This window comes from Aeromonas sp. 602658, assembly GCF_049173005.1.
Taxonomy (GTDB): Bacteria; Pseudomonadota; Gammaproteobacteria; order Enterobacterales; family Aeromonadaceae; genus Aeromonas; species Aeromonas veronii_A.
Genome location: NZ_JAAKRF010000005.1, coordinates 145133 through 163431, shown reverse-complemented (window position 1 = coordinate 163431; position 18299 = coordinate 145133). Strand labels below are relative to the sequence as shown.

At 60.1% G+C, this 18299-nt stretch carries 14 protein-coding genes; 7 read left to right on the top strand and 7 right to left on the bottom strand.

Going from position 1 to position 18299, the window contains the following annotated elements:
- Positions 1-470 precede the first annotated feature (470 nt).
- Entirely contained in the window at positions 471-788 is a 318-nt protein-coding gene (gene tmaR / locus G5253_RS07190; protein ID WP_216947452.1) for a PTS system regulator TmaR, read from the top strand.
- 208 nt (positions 789-996) lie between these two features.
- Positions 997-4080: a transglycosylase domain-containing protein gene (locus G5253_RS07185; RefSeq protein ID WP_421203010.1), complete on the top strand. Its 3084-nt coding sequence runs from the start codon at positions 997-999 to the stop codon at positions 4078-4080.
- 111 nt (positions 4081-4191) lie between these two features.
- On the opposite strand, the gene yidA is transcribed toward G5253_RS07185, so the two are convergent.
- The 4 genes from yidA to G5253_RS07165 all read right to left on the bottom strand — a co-directional run bounded on the left by yidA (position 4192) and on the right by G5253_RS07165 (position 9474).
- Positions 4192-5001, bottom strand: a complete 810-nt coding sequence (yidA, locus tag G5253_RS07180) for a sugar-phosphatase (protein WP_113739910.1) — start codon at positions 4999-5001, stop codon at positions 4192-4194.
- Between the two features lie 114 nt (positions 5002-5115).
- Positions 5116-6783, bottom strand: a complete 1668-nt coding sequence (locus G5253_RS07175; RefSeq protein ID WP_304520483.1) for a DUF342 domain-containing protein — start codon at positions 6781-6783, stop codon at positions 5116-5118.
- A gap of 250 nt (positions 6784-7033) precedes the next feature.
- On the bottom strand, positions 7034-8182 hold the full coding sequence (locus G5253_RS07170; protein ID WP_421203008.1) for a CinA family nicotinamide mononucleotide deamidase-related protein: 1149 nt from the start codon (positions 8180-8182) through the stop codon (positions 7034-7036).
- Between the two features lie 53 nt (positions 8183-8235).
- Positions 8236-9474, bottom strand: coding sequence for an HD-GYP domain-containing protein (locus G5253_RS07165; RefSeq protein ID WP_201937853.1), 1239 nt, complete (start codon positions 9472-9474; stop codon positions 8236-8238).
- A gap of 144 nt (positions 9475-9618) precedes the next feature.
- Here G5253_RS07165 and metA point away from each other — a divergent pair, with 144 nt between their 5' ends.
- Positions 9619-10566: a homoserine O-succinyltransferase MetA gene (gene metA, locus G5253_RS07160; RefSeq protein ID WP_421203006.1), complete on the top strand. Its 948-nt coding sequence runs from the start codon at positions 9619-9621 to the stop codon at positions 10564-10566.
- Here metA and G5253_RS07155 read toward each other — a convergent pair whose 3' ends face one another.
- Positions 10567-11085 carry a cyclin-dependent kinase inhibitor 3 family protein gene (locus tag G5253_RS07155; RefSeq protein WP_421203004.1) on the bottom strand — a complete coding sequence of 173 codons (519 nt, stop codon included), beginning with the start codon at positions 11083-11085 and terminating at the stop codon, positions 10567-10569.
- Positions 11086-11228: 143 nt separating this feature from the next.
- Between G5253_RS07155 and G5253_RS07150 the strand changes: the two genes are divergently transcribed.
- On the top strand, positions 11229-11699 hold the full coding sequence (locus G5253_RS07150; RefSeq protein WP_005336001.1) for an Lrp/AsnC family transcriptional regulator: 471 nt from the start codon (positions 11229-11231) through the stop codon (positions 11697-11699).
- A gap of 92 nt (positions 11700-11791) precedes the next feature.
- Here the strand turns inward: G5253_RS07150 and G5253_RS07145 are convergent, their stop codons facing one another.
- Positions 11792-13756, bottom strand: coding sequence for an LTA synthase family protein (locus G5253_RS07145; protein ID WP_421203002.1), 1965 nt, complete (start codon positions 13754-13756; stop codon positions 11792-11794).
- A 259-nt stretch (positions 13757-14015) separates the two neighbouring features.
- On the opposite strand from G5253_RS07145, the gene G5253_RS07140 reads away from it, so the two are divergent.
- Positions 14016-14273, top strand: a complete 258-nt coding sequence (locus tag G5253_RS07140; protein WP_005335997.1) for a DUF2442 domain-containing protein — start codon at positions 14016-14018, stop codon at positions 14271-14273.
- Here G5253_RS07140 and G5253_RS07135 read toward each other — a convergent pair.
- Positions 14270-14530 (bottom strand): hypothetical protein, encoded by a 261-nt coding sequence (locus G5253_RS07135; protein ID WP_127006022.1) that lies wholly within the window; start codon positions 14528-14530, stop codon positions 14270-14272. The genes G5253_RS07140 and G5253_RS07135 overlap by 4 nt on opposite strands.
- Here G5253_RS07135 and G5253_RS07130 point away from each other — a divergent pair.
- Positions 14519-16486, top strand: coding sequence for a TonB-dependent copper receptor (locus G5253_RS07130; protein WP_266134721.1), 1968 nt, complete (start codon positions 14519-14521; stop codon positions 16484-16486). The two genes, G5253_RS07135 and G5253_RS07130, sit on opposite strands and share 12 nt — an antisense overlap.
- A gap of 109 nt (positions 16487-16595) precedes the next feature.
- Positions 16596-18224 carry an alpha-amylase family protein gene (locus tag G5253_RS07125; RefSeq protein ID WP_266134722.1) on the top strand — a complete coding sequence of 543 codons (1629 nt, stop codon included), beginning with the start codon at positions 16596-16598 and terminating at the stop codon, positions 18222-18224.
- The last annotated feature ends 75 nt before the right edge of the window (positions 18225-18299 follow it).

The following is an 18299-nucleotide window of genomic DNA, read 5'->3' as shown; positions in this document are numbered from 1 at the left end:
TTAGAATACCGGCCTGTCACGCCGGGGGTCGCGGGTTCGAGTCCCGTCCGCTCCGCCACTAATTTGAAGGCCTTCCCGATTGGGAAGGCCTTTTTGCTATGGGCTGTTTTTGCCAACTGACCCCGATGGTTGCACACCGGAACCAACACAAAGCCCGGGTTCATAACCGGGCTTTTGTATTTTTAGCGTGTTAAACCGCCAGTGTTAGCATTTATCTGCAGGAAGAGAACTAAAAATCCTGTCATTTCCTCCATTTTCTATCTATATCAAGCCCTTATCTGATGGATTACTGGCTATTTTAACTGGTTTACTTTTGGCCAAACTCTGTTCATGGCGCGCGATTAGGGTTGTATCTCGCTTATAACTCGGTAGAGTAAGGGCATCTTGAGTTTGCCTGTCCCGCGCCGAGTTTGCCGGGTTCCAGGTGTAACTTGGCCAGTTTTTATCAACCTTAAGTCAGTGGTATCGATATGGAACAAGTAAACAAGTCCACCTTCAGCGATGTACTGGAATATGTGCGTATGTCCCGTCGCCAGAACAAACTCAAGCGTGAAATTGCGGATAACGAGAAAAAGATCCGTGACAACCAGAAGCGCGTGCTGCTGCTCGACAACCTGAGCGACTACATCAAGCCGGGCATGAGTATTGATGATGTGCAGGCGATCATCGCCAACATGCGTGCCGACTATGAAGAGCGCGTGGATGACCACATCATCAAGAACGCCGAGCTTTCCAAAGAGCGTAAAGAGCTGAGCTCCAAACTGAAGGGCATGAGCTCTCACAAGTAAGCGTTCAGCTTTTGCTTAAAAGACACCGGCCACTGGCCGGTGTTTTGCTATCAGCTCTGATCTCTGCCACTCCTGCAACAATCGGCTCCCCTTTTTAGAATTGCCCTGTTACCATCACTACAAAGCGGTCAATAGTTTCAAGCCATTGACTTGAAAAGACTAAGCTTGAGTGAAACACAATAAATTGCGCAACCATGGTGGGGCTGATATGGGCGCATCAGAACAGACGGATTTGACACAAGTGGCATCTCAAGATTCATCTGTCCAGACCTCGGACGGGAACCCAAAGCGCAAGCGTCGTCCCTGGTGGCGTTGGCTGTTCTGTTTTCTCTTTTTATTGTGCCTGGGGGCGGTGATCGCTCTGGTTGGCTATGAGATGAAAACCTCGAAGCTGCAATCTCAGGAGATCTCCCGCTATGCCGCCAAGCTCACCTATCAGGTCGAGCCAGGCCAGAGCAAGCAGATCGCTTTCCCTGAGGATGGCCCGTTCGACAAGCGGCTCGGCTATGTGCAACTGCCGATGATGCAGGAGCGTTTGCTGCAGCGGGGCTATGAAGTCAGCAAGCAGGTGCATTTCTCCGACGCGCTCTATGACTACGCCAGTCGTGGCTTCTTCGTGCCCTATACCGAGAAGGTGCAGGCTGGCCTGACGTTGCACGATTGCCGCGCAGAACCTTTCTATCAATTCAAGTATCCGACCCATCACTATCCGGATTTTGACTCCATTCCGCCTCTTGTCATCCAGTCGCTGCTGTTTATCGAGAACCGCGACTTGCTGAGCAACGAAGAGCCGTTGGCCAACCCGGCGGTCGACTGGCCCCGTTTTGCCAAGGCCGCGCTCTCTCAAGTGGGCAAGGCGCTCGATATGCAGGATCAATCTGCCGGTGGCAGTACCCTGGCGACCCAGGTGGAGAAGTATCGCCACTCGCCGGATGGCCTGACCCTGTCGCCGACCGAGAAGATCCGTCAGATGGCCTCTGCCAGCGTGCGGGCTTATCGTCTCGGGCCGGAAACCCTCGAAGCGCGCAAACTGGTCGCCTGGGCCTACCTCAACTCGGTACCGCTCTCGGCTGCGCCGGGATATGGTGAAGTGCATGGTCTGGGAGATGGCCTCTGGGTCTGGTTTGGTGCCAATGTCGATGACGTGAACCGTCTGCTGGATCCCGCCCGCAACCAGAATGCGCCGCTGGCCGAACAGGGACTTGCCCTGCGTCAGGTAGTCTCTTTGATGATTGCGCACCGCCGTCCCTCTTACTATCTGGCTCAAGGGCGAGAGGCATTGGCTACCCTGACCGACAGCTACCTGCGCCTGTTTGTGCAGGAGGGAATGATCACGCCATCTCTGATGGAGGCGGCGCTCAAGGCCAAGATTACGTTTCGTGATTTCCTGCAGTCCCCGGCTATCACCCGGGTGAACAACAACAAGGGGTTGCAGGTTGCCCGTACTCGCCTGAGCCGTCAGCTCGGAGTACAGCTCTATGACCTCGACCGGATGGATCTGACCGCCGATACCAGCCTCAACATGCCGCTGCAAAATGAAGTATCCCGTTATCTGCAGCAGTTGGCCGATCCGGCGTTTGCCGCCCAGGTAGGGCTGTTTGGCGAGCGCCTGCTCTCGCCGGAGAAGACCGGCGATGTGCGCTACAGCTTCACCCTGTTCGAGAAGTCGCCGGAAGGGTTCAAGGTGCGGGTGCAGACCGACAACACTGATCAGCCGTTCGATATCAACGAAGGTTCAAAGCTGGAGTTGGGCTCAACCGCCAAGTTGCGGGTGCTGACCACCTATCTGGAGATCGTGGCCGAGCTGCACGACAACTATGCCGGGATGCCGGTCGAGAATCTGCGCAAGCTGGCTGCCGTCTCTCAGGACAACCTCAGCCGTTGGGCCATCTCCTATCTGATGACGGCTCAGGACAAGAGCCTGCCTGTGATGCTGGAAGCGGCGCTGGATCGCAAATACTCCGCCAGCCCCAACGAAGGGTTCTTTACCGGTGGTGGCATGCACACCTTCAACAACTTCCGCCGCGAGGATAACAATCGTATTCCGACGTTGCGTGACTCTTTGCGTGAGTCAATTAACTTGCCCTTTGTACGGCTGATGCGCGATATCGTGCGATACAGCCTCTACAAGGAGGGCAACCGTGCCCAGTTGCTCAAGGATGACAAGGATCCCCGCCGTCAGGAGTATCTGGCCAAATTTGCCGACAAAGAGGGCCAGACCTATCTGCTGCGCTTCTGGCGCAAATATCGCGGCAAGACTCCCGAGGAGCAGCTCGATACCTTCCTCGACGGTCTCAAGCCGAGTGCGGTACGTCTGGCGGCGGTTCACCGCTACCTGATGCCGGAAGCCAGCGAAGCGGCTTTTGCTGCCTTCCTGGCGGAGCGGTTGCCGCGGGAGAAGCTGAGTGCGAAGCGGGTCAATCAGCTCTATGTGAGCTATGGCCCGGGCAAGTATTCACTGCCGGATCAGGGCTACATCGCCCGGGTTCACCCGCTGGAGCTGTGGTTGCTGGCCTATCTCAAGGAGTTCGACAAGGCGACCTTTGCCGATGCGGTGGCAGCCAGTCGTGACGAGCGGCAGGAGGTCTACAGCTGGCTGTTCAAGACTCGCCATCGCAGTGCCCGTGACAGCCGGATCCGCACCATGCTGGAGGTTGAAGCCTTCCTCGATATCCATCAGCGCTGGGCCAAGCTCGGTTATCCGTTCGACCATCTGGTGCCTTCGCTGGCGACTGCCTTGGGTAGCTCCGGCGATCGTCCGGCTGCACTGGCCGAGCTGATGGGGATTATCCAGAATGGCGGTGTCCGCTCGCCAACTTTGCGTATCGAGCATCTCTCGTTCGCCAAGGGGACGCCCTTCGAGACTGAGTTTGAGCCGCAGCACACCGAGGGAACCCGGGTGATGCCGGCAGAGGTGGCGGCAGCCCTGCGCAGTGCGCTCTCCAAGGTCGTTGAAGGGGGCACGGCAAGACGTATCGCCGGTGCCTTTACCCTGCCGGATGGCACTGTGCTGCAGATGGGGGGCAAGACCGGGACCGGGGATAACCGGATTGAAACAGTGGGCCGTTATGGCAACGTGACCAGCTCGCTGGCGCGCAACCGCACCGCAACCTTCGTCTTCTATCTGGGTGAGGATCACTTCGGTACCCTGACCGCCTATGTACCGGGTAGCCAGTCTGACAAGTTCCGTTTCACCTCGGCGCTGCCGGTACAGGTGCTCAAGGGGATGGCTCCTCTGCTGACGCCTTACCTGCAACCGGGCTCCCATACCCAGTGTCTGGCGAACCAGTGATACGCACGAATTACCGCTCATCACGCAGATAACTAACCAGAGAAAAAATGGGGAGGCTGACAGCCTCCCCGTTTTTATTTCCTTATCGGACGCAGGGGCGCTCGATTGCGATCAGGCATTCAGTACGAACTGCTCGATCACCTGAGCCACGCCATCTTCATCGTTGCGGGCAGTGGTGTGCTGGGCGAGAGCCTTGATCTCGTCGGTGGCATTGCCCATCGCCACACCGAGGCCAGCGTACTCGATCATGTGGCGATCGTTGCCGGCATCCCCGACGCAGATCACCTGAGCGGCGGTCAGGCCCAGGTGCTCGGCCAGTGCGGCCACGCCTGTTCCCTTGTTGCTCTGCTTGTTCATGAACTCGAGGAAGAAGGGGGCGCTCTGTACCACGGTATAGCGCTCATAGAGCTCAGCAGGCAGTCGCTCGATGGCGCGGGAGAGCTGGGGCGGCTCGTCGATCATCATCACCTTCATGATCTGCTCGTCGGCAGGCAGGGTAGCGAAGTCGATCAGATTGATCGGCATGCCGATCAGGCGAGATTCGTGCTCGGTGTAGGTACTGACACGGGGGCTGATCAGTCCACGGGTGACCGAGAAACCATGGACGTTCACCTCCAGCTCATCAGCCAGTTTGGCGACGGCGCTGGCGTCACTGCCGGTCAGCAGCTGGCTGCGGATGATGCGCTGATCGGCCACCTGTTGCACCAGAGCGCCGTTGTAGCAGATGACGTAGTCATGCTCTGTGGTGAGGCCGAGTTCTTCCAGATAGCGGCTCATCCCTTCCAGCGGGCGGCCGGAGGCCAGCACAACGGTTACCCCTTTGGCGCGCGCGGCGCTGATGGCGGCGTGGGTGCGGGGAGTAATCTGGCCCTGCGGGTTGAGCAGGGTGCCATCCATATCCAATGCGATCAGCTTGTACATCTCTCACTACCTGAGTCTGGGTGGCCCGCCCGGTGGGGCCAAGGAAGTGGCGAGTGTAGCGAAAATCGGCGGCGGGATCACGGACGATACAGCGAGCAGTCCGTGCCGGTTGAGCTATTTGTGTCCCTCGTAAGGGGTCATCTCCAGGGTTTCATCATGGATGGTCAGACGGGTAGGGCCTCGGGTGATGGTAACCTTGCGTTTGAAGCTGGCCATCTCGACCTCGATGCCGGAGTAGAGGTGTTGGGTGGCAATGACCTCCATCTGAGCCATCAAGTTTCGCAGCTCCTCCTGGTTGGCGGTGAGCTGCTCATCGAGCTGGGCCAGTTCGGCCAGCTGATGGTCCCGGATCGGTTTGAGCTTGCGCAGGGTATCCGGATTGCGCTTGTCGCTGGGCAGTTGCAGCAACTTCATGACCAGCTCCTTGATTTTCTCCAGCTGGGCCTGACACGCCTGCTGGCGCAGCTTGAGCTGGTGTTCCTGCTCCTTGTGGGTGAAGTAGCCGCCGAGGATCTGCAGCCGGGTATGGTTGGCGGCCTCGGCCCCCAGGCTGGGGGCCATGATCAGGCGATTGGCAATGCTGGTGCCCCCCAGCAGAGTGCCTTTGCGCATGTTGCTATCACCCACCTTGATATCTTGTCCGCTGCGGGAGTAGCAGTGGCTGAGCTGGCTCTGGATCTGGATATCCCCCCCCGCTTCCAGCTGGGCATACTGGGCGTAGCTGGCGTGGATCTCCCCCTGCGCATTGAGTTGGCAAAGGTACTCCCCCTGCTCGTTGCGGCGGCCAATGATGCCGTGGCGTACCGTAATACTGCCCCCTGCCTCAATCCAGCCCCCTTCGATAAAGCCGCCAATCACGATGTCACCGCTGACCCGGATCTTCATTCCCGGGTTGACGTCGCCGCTGACGATTAAGCCTCCTTCAAAATCAATGTGGCCGTGGCGGGCATCAACCTGTTTGACGCTGAGCACCTCGTCCACCTTCATGCCCGCTTTCTCCTGACAGGGCAGGCCAGCCCGACCGGCAATCAGCAGGTCGGGATCATCGGGGGAGATGAAGGTGCCCTCGCCAGCACTCATCGGGCTGTCTTTGCCATCTTTGGCGGGCAGATCCTGACCGGTCACGGTAAAACCGGGTACCCCGACGGTGGCCGGATGACGGCGCATCAGCGGAGCGCCTGCCTTGACGGTGACGATGGAGCCGAGATCCCGCAGGTCGACCTTGCCATTACCCAGCTCCTGCGGTTTGAGGATCCGTTCGGCCGGGGTCTCCACCAGCCGCTCATAGCGAGTGTCCTGACCATTGACGGCAGGCTGGCCGTTGGCAATCACCAGCTTGAGCTGACTGCCGGGGGCGGCCTCCTTGGCTGACTGGATGGCAGCGGTGAGCAGTTGCTCACTCACCCCCTGTTTGATTTCGCTGATGGCGATCGCCTCTTTCAGCTGTTCCAGCGTCACATACTTGCCACCCCAGTCGGCAGTGATCTGGGCGATGGCGCTCATGCGATCCTTCTCCACTATTACGGCGAGTCGGGCATCCTGACGCTTGCCGATGGGGATGGGGTTGGCAGGGACGGGGGCGGCAGGGTTGGTGAGCAGGGTATTGAGCAGGCTGATGGCCTGTTTGATCCCCTCGGACAGCGGCTGATAGCGGCGACAGTTGGAAGCGAGCAGCAGAGCCTGCACATCCTGTTCCGTGACAGGCTTGGTGAGACCGGCGGCAATCCGCAGGCAGACCAGTTCCATATCGCTTGATAGCAGCAACCACTCTTTGCTTAACACCGCATCTCCTTGCTGGATGAGAACGGAACGATCGGCTCGCTCCTCTACTGTCATTTAATCTCTCAATGATTAATAAAGCGAGTCACCAACCCTGAGAGTGGGCAGTATTCAGATATTTCTTCTGAATGGTCAATGAATTGAAGTCAAATCGGTGATGGCGGCCGGATAAATATGGGTGCTGTTTGGCAACGGCGTGAAAAGGCGGATCGCAGCGCCAGCAACATAGGGTCGCTGGCAGGGGCGGTAGTTATCAGCTGCGCTGGGCTGTTCTGGCCAGGGTGAGGTACTCTCCGAGTACCGGCTCACCCAGCATATGGCGGCGCAGCATGTCGAGGGCGGCAAAGGCGAGGATCTTGCGGCGGCTCTCCGGGTCGGGATGGCTGACCTTGACCGTCTGACCGATGTGCATGCCATCGGCGCTGAGCAGCAGTGGCACCCCCTCTGTCCCCTCTCGCCCTATGGTCAGTTGCAGGCCCGCATCGGCGGTCGGCAGTTGCGCCAGCTCATCGGCCAGTAGCGTACTGAAGTTGGCCTCCAGCCGGGAATGGCCGTGACAAAGCGCCAGCAGAGCGCCGCCACTCTCTCCCTCCAGCAGAGCCAGCGGTTTGCCTTGCAGCAGCGCGAGGATCTGCTGCGCCGGTTCCGTATCTCCGCTGCCAACCAGCCAAGGGCGGATCGTGTTGAGCAATCTGCTCTCGGCGCTCTCCATGTCAGCGGCGCTGGCGCCGTGGCCGATCAGTTTCAGCTCGATAAGGGGCATGGAGGAGCGGTAACCCAGCTCAATACCAGCTGGCCAGGGGTCGGCATCCAGCATATCGCTGAGCGCCGACTCCGAGACGCCGAAGGTGTAAAAGCGACGCAGCTCGGTATCGATCTGCGCACCGGCCAGCTGTTTGAGGCGCGGCAGAATTTGCTCGCGCACCATCTGCTTGAACTCGAACGGCACGCCCGGGGTGAAGAAGAGCTGACTCTGGCCATTTCGCACCACAAAGCCGCAGGCGGTGCCAACCGGGTTGTCGAGGATCTCACTCCCCTGCGGCAACCAGGCCTGTTTGGCATTGCTTTGTGCCATGGAGCGGCCACGGCTGGCGTAGCGCGCTTCGATGGTAGCGAGCCATTCGGGGAAGAGGGTGAGCGGTTGTTCAAAGGCTTCAGCGGCTGCCTGAGCAGTGAGGTCGTCGGCGGTGGGCCCGAGCCCGCCACACACCAGCACCACCTGGGCGCGGCTGGCACTCTCTTGCAGCACCGTTTTCAGGTCGGCGAGGTTGTCACCCACCGTCAGGCGACGGCGCACCTGCCACCCCTGTTCCAGCAGCAGAGCGCTGAGCCAGGCCGCGTTGGTATCCACCACCAGGCCCGTCACTATTTCGTCTCCGGTACTGATGATCTCGATACGCATGGCAGGCTCCTTGGATTAAACGGGTGGCAACGGTTGGCCTCGAGCCAACACAATCAGGCTTTGTTGTGCTCGAAGTAGTAGCTGATCCGGGTACGCGGATTGAGGTACTCGAACACGGCGGGTGGCAGCCGTTTGGGGTGGATCACCTTGGCGATCGACAGTTCGGCTTGCTGCAGGTCGATGATGGCGGCTTCCTGACGGGGAATGCGCGGATCGTAGACCAGCACCGAGGGGTAGAGCAGGCGGGAAGCGTTGACCGACATTACCAGCCCCACCTGACCGTTGGAGAGTTGCACCACGCTGCCGGGGGGATAGATCCCCATCAACCGGATCAGCATGCTGAGGTACTCCGGATTGAACTGCGCCTTGCGCTGCTTGTAGAGGCCGCTCAGGGCCGAGTAAGGCACCTTGGCCTGCATGTGGCAGAGGTTATCGTACTCGTTGATCAGCGACACCATCTGGGTGAGCTGATCGAGCTGGCCACCCTTGAGCCCTTCCGGCCCGCTGCCATCGAGATATTCGTGGTGGTGCAGCACTATCCCCTTCGCTTCCGACGGGAAATCCTTGGCCAGATTGAGCAGATCCAGCCCGTAGCGCGGGTGCTGGGCCATCAGGTTCTGCTCCGGCCTGGTGAGCGGCTCGGTCTTGCGCAGGATCTGGCTCGGGATCTTCAGTTTGCCGATGTCGTGGAACAGGGCCCCCATACCGATATGGCGGATCTGGTCGGCCGACATGTTGCACTCCTTGGCCAGCAGCATGCTGAGCACGCTGACGTTGAGGGAGTGGAAGTAGAGGTTGTTGCCATCCTCGCTGTCGGAGACCAGGTGCAGCACCATCTCGTCCACCGAGAGCAGCTGTTCTGTCATGGCGTTGACCAGCTCCTGCGCCTCGCCGATGGCATTGAGGGGGCGGGACTGGAGCTTGCTCATCACGCTGCGCACCTGGGCCAGCGACTGCTGAAACTGTTTCTCGCACTGCTGCAGGTTGCGACGATACTGCTGCAACTGCTCGATGCGGCGGTCCTTCTCCTGCTGCATCTGAGCCTGGCGCTGGGCGGCGTCTGCGCTCTCTTGTGGTTGAGGCTGTACCTGATTGAGGGGCTTGGGCGGAACGTCGCTCTTGTCGGGAATGATGGTGACCAGTTTCAGACCGAGTCGGCGAATGAGCTCGATCTCCTCTTCATTCTTGATCTTGAAGCTGGAAAACAGGAACGGGTGTTCGCGCCACCCCAGTGGCAGGGAGACATAGTTGCCGACTTGCAGTCGATCTACGGAAATCTTGATACCGGTCATTATCTTGGATGCAGGGGAGATACTGAGCCGTATGCTAGTCAAAGGCGAGAGTGAATACAAAAGGTATCTGATGACAGGGTGGGAGCTTTATTATAGGCTTCTGGATGTCCAGACATATTTACCGATGCAGTACAGGGAGTAAGCATGCCGATCAAGATCCCGGATCAGTTGCCCGCAGCCGAAGTGTTGGGGCAGGAGAACATCTTCGTGATGACGGAATCCCGGGCCGTCACCCAGAACATCCGCCCGCTGCGGGTACTGATCCTCAATTTGATGCCCAAGAAGATTGAGACCGAGATCCAGCTGATGCGGATGCTCTCCAACTCGCCGCTGCAGGTGGATGTGGATCTGCTGCGCATTGATGACAGGGAGTCAAAGAACACGCCGCAGGCCCATCTCGAGAACTTCTATCACGACTTCGAGCAGGTGCGTGGCAACAACTACGACGGCATGATCATTACCGGCGCGCCGCTCGGGCTGGTGGAGTTCGAGGAGGTGGTCTATTGGCCGCGTATCGTCGAGATCATCGAGTGGTCCCATCAGCATGTTACCTCCACCCTGTTCCTCTGCTGGGCGGTGCAGGCGGCGCTGAAAGCCTTGTATGGTATGGAGAAGCAGACCCGTGGCGAGAAGCTCTCCGGTGTGTATCATCATCATCGCCTCGATGAGCACGAACCGCTGCTGCGTGGTTTCGATGACGAGTTTGTCGCACCCCACTCCCGCTATGCGGCCTTTGATGGCGATTTGATCCGCGCCCACACCGATCTGCAGATTTTTGCCGAGTCAGAAGAGGCGGGAGTCTATCTGGCGGCGACCAAGGATTGTCGTCAGGTGTTTGTCACCGGGCACCCGGAGTACGATGCCCTGACGCTGGACGGGGAGTATCAGCGGGATCTGGCGGCGGGGCTCGACCCGGCCATTCCGGTCAACTACTACCCGAATAACGATCCGAGCCGGACGCCGCGCGCCAGCTGGCGCAGCCACGGTCATCTGCTGTTTGCCAACTGGCTCAACTACTACGTCTATCAGCTCACCAGCTATCGGGTGGAAGATATCGGCAAGGTCTTTACCTACGACCAGGGAGGCAAGTAGTCAGTCGCCCTGCGCCAGCCGCTCGGCCAGCTGGTCGAGCCATTGGCGGTGGCAGGCCAGGGTAAACGCCTTGGGTCTGTGGGCCTTGATGGCGGCCATCGCCTCTTGCTGTGGCTGGCCGAGGGTCATCAGCAGTGCGGCGGCGACCAGACCGGTACGACCGCTGCCCCCTTTGCAGTGGATGACCAGATGTTTGCCATCCCCCAGCAGCTCGCGCAACTGCGGCAGCACCTGTTGCCAGGCGGCCTCGAAGGCGGCATCGGGGGCCAGATCATCCTCGATGGGCAGATGGAACCAGCGCATCCCTTCGTGCTCGACCTGCTGGCCGAGCTGCGCCAGTTCGAGTCGGATCAACTCGGCGCTTGTCATCAGGGTCACCACCCCGTGGGCACCGGCCAACCGCAGTTGATCGAGCGCCAGGGTCAGCGGCACCTGCTGGGTGCCGGGGCAGGGGGTCAGCAGCAGCTGACCGTCGACACGGGGAACCTCAAGGCTCCAGAAGGGGTGATACGGGTGCATGGCGGATCCTCGCGTGGTGGCCGCAGGGCTGCGGCCGGTGAATGGCGCCAAGGATAGGCGGGGCAGGGGGGATGTCAATGGCCGTTGTGTTTGCCCCGGTTTACGGGCAGAGTCTAAAAAATTGAGCGGTTCAAGGAGTTAAGATGAGAAACCTGGATCAACTGGATTTGGATATCTTGGCCCATCTGTTTCGGGATGCGGGCATGACCAACAAGGATCTGGCCGCGCTGGTCGGTGTTGCCCCCTCCACCTGTCTGGAGCGGGTGCGCAAGCTGCAGCAGGATGGCGTGCTCAAGGGTGCGCACTGCGAAGTGGATTATCAGGCCCTCGGTGGCCACATTCAGGCCATGGTCTCCCTGCAGCTGGCACGTCACAGCCGCCAGATCATCGATGCTTTCCGCGATGCCATTCTGGCGCTGCCCGAAGTGATCAGTCTGTTCCACATGGGGGGCAAGGATGATTTTCTGGTGCACCTCTGTGTCTCCGACACCGAGCACCTGCGCAACTTCGTCTTCGATCACTTCACCTCCCGCGAAGAGGTGGTGCACCTCGAAACCTCGCTGGTATTCGAGCACAAGTTCAGCCGCTCCCTGCCCTGCTTTCCCCAGCCATAATGGCCAGTGGGCCGACGGTATGGATAGATGGAAAAAAACCGCCAGCTGGCGGTTTTTTCTATTCTGCTATGGGTTGAATCTGCACGGGGTGTTCAATTGGCGGCGGTGCGTTCATCCTTGGCCGTCTGATAGAGACTCTTCTGATAGGCCATGCTGCCCCACAGGGCAAGACCAAGCGCATCTTCCTTCAAGGCGTCCGGCTGCGCCGCCAGGGTCAGCTTCTCGCTGGCACCATCGTAGACATAGCCCTCTGCCGCCCGTTCCGGTTGCAGGATCACCACATCCTTGCCGCGCATCAGGGCGAAGTTCTTGTCGTACTGCATGATGGCGCGCCCCGGCCAGTCGGCGGGCATGCGGGTCAGATCCTTGCCGAGCATGGGGTAGTCGGCACTGATCCCCATCAGAGAGAGCAGGGTCGGCGCCATGTCGATCTGGCTGACGATGCGCGGATCCTTTCTCGGTGCAATACCGTCGCCCACGATAACCCCCGGAATATGGAAGCGGGGGATGGGCACCAGACTGGCGCCACCGACCCGGCTGTCGTGATCGGCGATGACCAGGAACAGGGTGTCCTTCCAGTATTCGGACTGTTTCGCCCTCTTGAAGAACTCGCCGATGGCGTAATCCGCATACTTGGCCGCGTTGTTACGGGTCTGTTTGGGTTGCTCGAAGAGTTCGATGCGGTTGTCCGGGAATTCGAACGGATCGTGGTTGCTGGAGCTGAACACCAGACTGAAGAAGGGTTTGCCCTCTTTGTGCAGCGCCTTGAAGGTCTCGTCGGCCTTGGCCATCAGATCCTCATCGGAGGCGCCCCAGGAGCCCTTGAACACCGGATTGTCGAAATCCTTCTGCTCGACGATGGTGGTGAAGCCGTTGCCGAGGAAAAAGCTGCGCATGTTGTCGAAGTGACTCTCGCCGCCATAAATAAAGCTGGTGTCATAACCCCGCTGTTTGAGCAGATCCGCGATGGTGAAGAAGTTGGTCTGGCTCTTGCCGAGTTTGACCACCGCTTGTGCCGGGGTCGGCGTGAAGCCGGTCAGTACCGCCTCGATACCACGCACCGAGCGGGTACCGGTGGCGTAGAGCTGCTCGAAGGCCCAGCCCTGCTGCGACAGGGCATCGATGTTGGGGGTGAGCGGCAGGCCGCCGAGGGAGCCGACAAACTGGGCGCCCAGGCTCTCCTGCAGCAGGATCACCAGATTCTTCGGTTTACCCTGGAAGCTCGCCTGGTTGAAGGTCTGGCTGGGCAGCAGATCGGAGTTGAAATCACTGGCCGGACGGCCACTCTCCTTGCGCATGACCTCGAGCACCTTCTGAGGGGTCATCTCGCCGTAAAACTGGCCGGCATCCTCCTCGGCGCCCATCTGTTTGATGGCAAAGAAGAGGGAGTAGGCGGAGTTGACTGTGAGCGAGTTGACCAGCGGATCCTCGGCAAAGGCGACCATGGCCGGGTTCAGGGCGCGGTGGCCGAGACTGGAGCGGGCACCGAGAAAACCTATGGCCAGAATGAGCAGGGCGAAGGCCGGACGCAGATACCAGCGGGGGAAGCTGAGACCACGTACCAGACGGCTGCTCAGCCACCAACCGCCGGTCAGCACGGCGCCACTGAAGAGTAACGCCAGCAGCAGCTCGGCTTTGCGCCCCGCCCACAGCATGGCGAACACCTCTTTCGGATAGATGAGGTACTCCACATAGAGACGGTTGGGACGCACGCCATACTCGGTGACAAACGAGGGGGTCGAGATCTCGAGGAACAGCATCAGCCAGAGTCCGACGGTCAGCCAGACGCGCATCAGTTGCAGCCAGCCTCGGCCGATGGCATGGGGGCCTGCCAGCAGCAGAGTGAGCATGGCGGGGACACCCCAGACCCAGCAGAGGGTCGCAAAGTCGACCCGGATCCCTTGCAGCAGCATCTCCTGCCAACCGGCCACGGCATCCATTCGTTCCAGTTGCCAGAGACCGAGGGCGATTCGGCTGAAAGAGAGAGAGAAAAGCGCGAGCGCGCAGAAGACGGCGAAGGGCCAGAACGGGCCGAGTCGCTGTTTTAGATCTGTCATGTTTGTTCCTGAATGAGACTCTAAACGTCTGTCCACAGACGTTTTTTTAGTTGTTGTGAGGTTATGACAGATCGAATTGGTTAAGGTTGCATTCAAGTTTGTTAAAAGTCGGCATTAACACATTTATCATCCAGAAGTGTGATGTCACGCCACTAATGAGCACAGCATAATCTGCTGGGTAAAATGTGAGCCACAGCGTGTATGGATGGGGAGTTGGTGTTTATAATTGCCGCGAATTATCTCAATCGGAGCCGAAGGGATGCCGGTCTTTATCGATGTCGAGTATGTGCGGGGATGGCGCCTGTTTCTGGTGTTATCGGATGGCACCACGGGGGTGCTGGATCTGACCCCCTGGCGAACCCAGCCGCTGTTTGCAAAGCTGGAGAGCGAGCGTCACTGCGCCCGGGTCTTCATCAACCGTCACCACCAGCTGGAGTGGCCTGTTGGCTGCACGCTATCCGCCCATGAGGTCTATCACCTCATCTCTCCCATCGATGAGCGGGAAGCCTTCAGCTAATCCCCATTTTTTGTGAGCCAACGCCAGATTCCTGTTGCTGGAATGTTTGCCCGTTTGCCTTTCTGAGCCAACTTGGGTAAAACCTGCGCAACATTTTGCCAACTTGCCTTCGCTTCACCTGACAGAGGCTTGCCGCTTTCGCGCCGCAGGCCTTTTTTGCGGCCTGACGGCAAACCTTTCCCTTGCTGAAATGTTTGGTTGGTTGAATGAAAATAACAGAACAAACAAATACATAAGGAAAATGTATGGCTTGTCATATGCGCACACCTCTTGCCCTGCTGGTGGGCGGGCTCGCCTGTCACGGCGCTGCCGGTCAGGAATCGGTGCAACAGCTGGATCCCATGGTGGTGGTGGCAACCCGCCCCGCCAGCACCCTGGAGGTGACACTGGATCCCAAGAAGCCCGGTTCCCCCATGCCCGCTGCCGACGGCGCCGGTTATCTGAAGAATGTCACCGGCATGAGCATGGTGCGCAAAGGGGGGCTCGGTGGCGACCCTGTGCTGCGGGGGATGGGGATGTCCCGCCTCAACGTGCAGATGGATGGCGGCATGCTGGCCGGTGGGTGTGGTGGCCGGATGGACCCGCCCACCGCCTATGTGTTCCCCCAATCCTTTGACCGGATCCGGGTGCTGAAGGGGCCGCAATCCCTCGAGCTGGGTGCTACCTTGGCGGGAACCGTGCTGTTCGAGCGGGACAGGCCCGAGTTCACCGCGCCGGGTCTCAAGGCCGATGCCTCGGCCCTCTATGGCAGTTTTGGCCGCGATGACCAGATGGTGGATATGACGGCGGGTTCGACCGATGGCTATCTGCGCGGTCAGTTCACCCACTCCGATAGCGACGATTACCGCGATGGTCACGGCAACGAGGTGCGATCTTTCTATCGCCGCGAGAACGGGACCGCCCAGCTGGGCTGGACGCCGGGGGAGCACACCTGGCTGGAACTCACCGCCGAACGCAGCAATGCCCGTGCCGCCTATGCGGACCGCACCATGGATGGCCCCATGTTTGATCGCGAATCCTTCGGGCTGAAGCTCAAGCAGGAGCAGATCACCACTCACTGGCAGCGCAGCGAGCTGACCCTGTGGGACAACTACATAGACCACATCATGGACAACTTCAGCCTGCGGCAAAACAGCGGCATGAAGATGCTCTCCAACCCGGATCGCCGCAATACCGGCGGGCGCTGGGCCAACGATATCGCCCTGCCTGCCGACTGGCTGCTGACCGCCGGGCTCGACAGCAACCGGGATCAGCACCGCAGTCGGAGTGGGGTCGACTATGCCACCAAGGATCGCCAACGCACCCTGCGTTTCGAGCAGCAGGGCGGCTTCGCCGAACTGGGTCGTCAGCAGGGGGCTCACAGCTACAAGGGAGGTTATCGTCAGGATAGGGTCGAGACCACCCGTTATGGCGCCGGTGAACAGACCCTTTACAGCGATACCCTGACCCTGAACAGCGGGTTTGGCCGCTACGAGTACCAGTGGTCGCCCCGCTGGTCCAGCTATCTGGCCTGGGGGCAGGCAGAGCGGGCGCCGGACTACTGGGAGCGCAGCAAGGACAGCACCCCGTTCACCCTCAACCCGGAGCGCAGTCGCCAGTGGGATGCGGGGCTGGCTTTGCGCAGTCGCGAGCTGGACCTGACCCTCTCTATCTTTAGCGCCGACATCAAGGACTACCTGCTCTACAACAGCAAGTCGAACAAGGTGCGCAATATCGATGCCCAGACCCGGGGTGGCGAGTTGGAAGGGCGCTGGCAGTTTTCCGAGCAGTGGCGTCTCGATGGTGGTATGGCGGTGGTCTACGGCGAAAACCAGAGCGACAACAAGCCGCTGGCCCAGATGCCGCCGCTTGATGGCAAACTGGCGCTGGGCTGGCAGCCGGACGAAGCGCTGAGTTTCACCCTGCTGGGGCGCGCCGTGGCGGCGCAGGATCGGGTGGATGTGGGCTCCGGCACGGTCGCCGGTCAGGATCAGGGGGAGACCCCGGGCTTCTTCACCATGAACCTGAGCGGCGCCTGGCAGTTTGCCAAGGGGTGGCAGCTTTCGGCCGGGGTGGACAACCTGTTCGACACCTTCTACTACGAGCACCTCTCCAAGTCGGTCCACAGCAGTCAGGCCGGGCTGGGCTACGAGCAGAGCGGCCGCATCCCCGAGCCGGGTCGTTCCTACTGGCTCTCGGTCAACTACCGCTTTGCCTCGGCCGGTGTGCTCTAACCAGTTGAGTCAGATAACGTTTTCAGTCACAGACACCGCTGTGTGAGCATCGCTATCATGGTGAAAAACAGGCGTATCAGACGCCTGCTCTCACAGCGGGAACATAACAATGAAACAGGGAACGTTACGCTATGGCGGCCTGCTCGGGGCCGCCCTGTTACTTGCGGCTTGCGGCGGCAGCGGTAGTTCAGGAGGGGAGAGCCCTCCCCCCGTCGTCAATCCGCCGGTCACCCACCCTCCGGTCGCCACGGCCAGTCGTGCCTGCTATGGCGACGATCAACCCGCCTGCAACCTGCGCATCTATCAGGTGATGGTGGAGTCGTTTGCCGATGGTGACGGCAGCACCAACTACGGCGTCGGCTATGGCCCCTCCGAGCACAACGGCGATCTGCAGGGGATCATCGATAGTCTCGACCACATCAAGAGTCTCAACGTCAACGCCATCTGGCTCACCCCGGTGTTCGACTCCTGCGCGGGGCAAGGCGGCGATAACAAGCTCGATGCCACCGGCTACTTCGCCTGCGACTTTTTTACCGTGGATCCCAACTTTGGCAGCAATGCCAAGCTCAAACAGCTGGTGGATGCAGCGCATCAGCGCGGCCTCTACGTCTTCCTCGACGGGGTGTTTGGCCACGTCAACAAGGTGGGGGTGAGCAAGCCCTCGCCAGAGGGGCGTCTGCCAGCCCTCACCAGCGGCGGTGCGGGTTATCCCGGCCAGCTGGTGGATTACAGCAAGCCGGAGAGCCTCGCCTACTTCAAGGAGGTCGCCCGCTACTGGGTCGAGCAGTACGGCATCGACGGCTGGCGCCTCGATCAGGCCTATCAGCTTGGGCTGGATGATTGGCGCGCCATTCGCAGCGAGGTGGAGCAGGCCAGCGCAACGCGCAAGGCGGCAGGGCAGCAGTGGGGCACCCTCGGCTACATGGTGGGCGAGGTGTGGAAGGGGGCTGACGACATTCGCGCCCAGGCTTACGGCAGCAGCGACAATCCGGCACTTTCATCTGCGTTCGACTTCCCGCTACGCTACGGCATCGTGCAGGCGCTGGCGGTGGAGGAGTCCGGCAAGGGCGGGCAGGGGGCCAGCGTACTTGACGCCAGCTGGAACAAGGTGGAGAACTACCCGAACCACGCCATGCCGAATCTGATGCTGGGCAACCACGATCTGGTGCGTTTCGGTGATCTGCTGGAGCGTGGCAATTTCAAGTCGACCGAGTACTGGCAGCGCCACAAGGCGGCCTTCAGCTTTATGGCTGCTCGCTCCGGCCCGATTACTTTCTACTATGGCGAGGAGTTTGGCGACGAGGTGCCGGGTTTTGCTGCCAAGGTCAGCGGTGACTGTGCGGCGCAGGGCTTGTGCGACGATCATGTGGCCCGCAGCGACGGCAAGGTGCCCGCTGTCACCGGTTTTGTGCCGGGTAGCGAACAGGCCGAGTTGAAAGAGTGGCTCGCCCAGCTGCTGGCGATGCGCACCGTCCACCCCGCCCTCTATCAGGGAGAGCGAGTCAAACTGGTGGCCGAGGGCAGCCTCTATGGTGACATCAAGCAGACGGCAGGCGAGCAGATAGTCTACCTGCTCAACCTCTCCACCACGGCGCTCAGCTACAACCTGCCGACGGGAAAACTGCGCAGCGGTAGCGCGCTGGTGGATCTGCAAAGCGGCGAGAGTCTGGCCATCGGCGGCAGCAGCGTGACGGTGGAGATACCGCCCTTGAGCGGGCGTTTCCTGCGTCTGCAATAAGTCAGCCACAGCACGCTTTGATATGAGAGAGGGCCCCATCGCGGGGCCCTCTCTGTCATTGTGGGCGACAAAGTC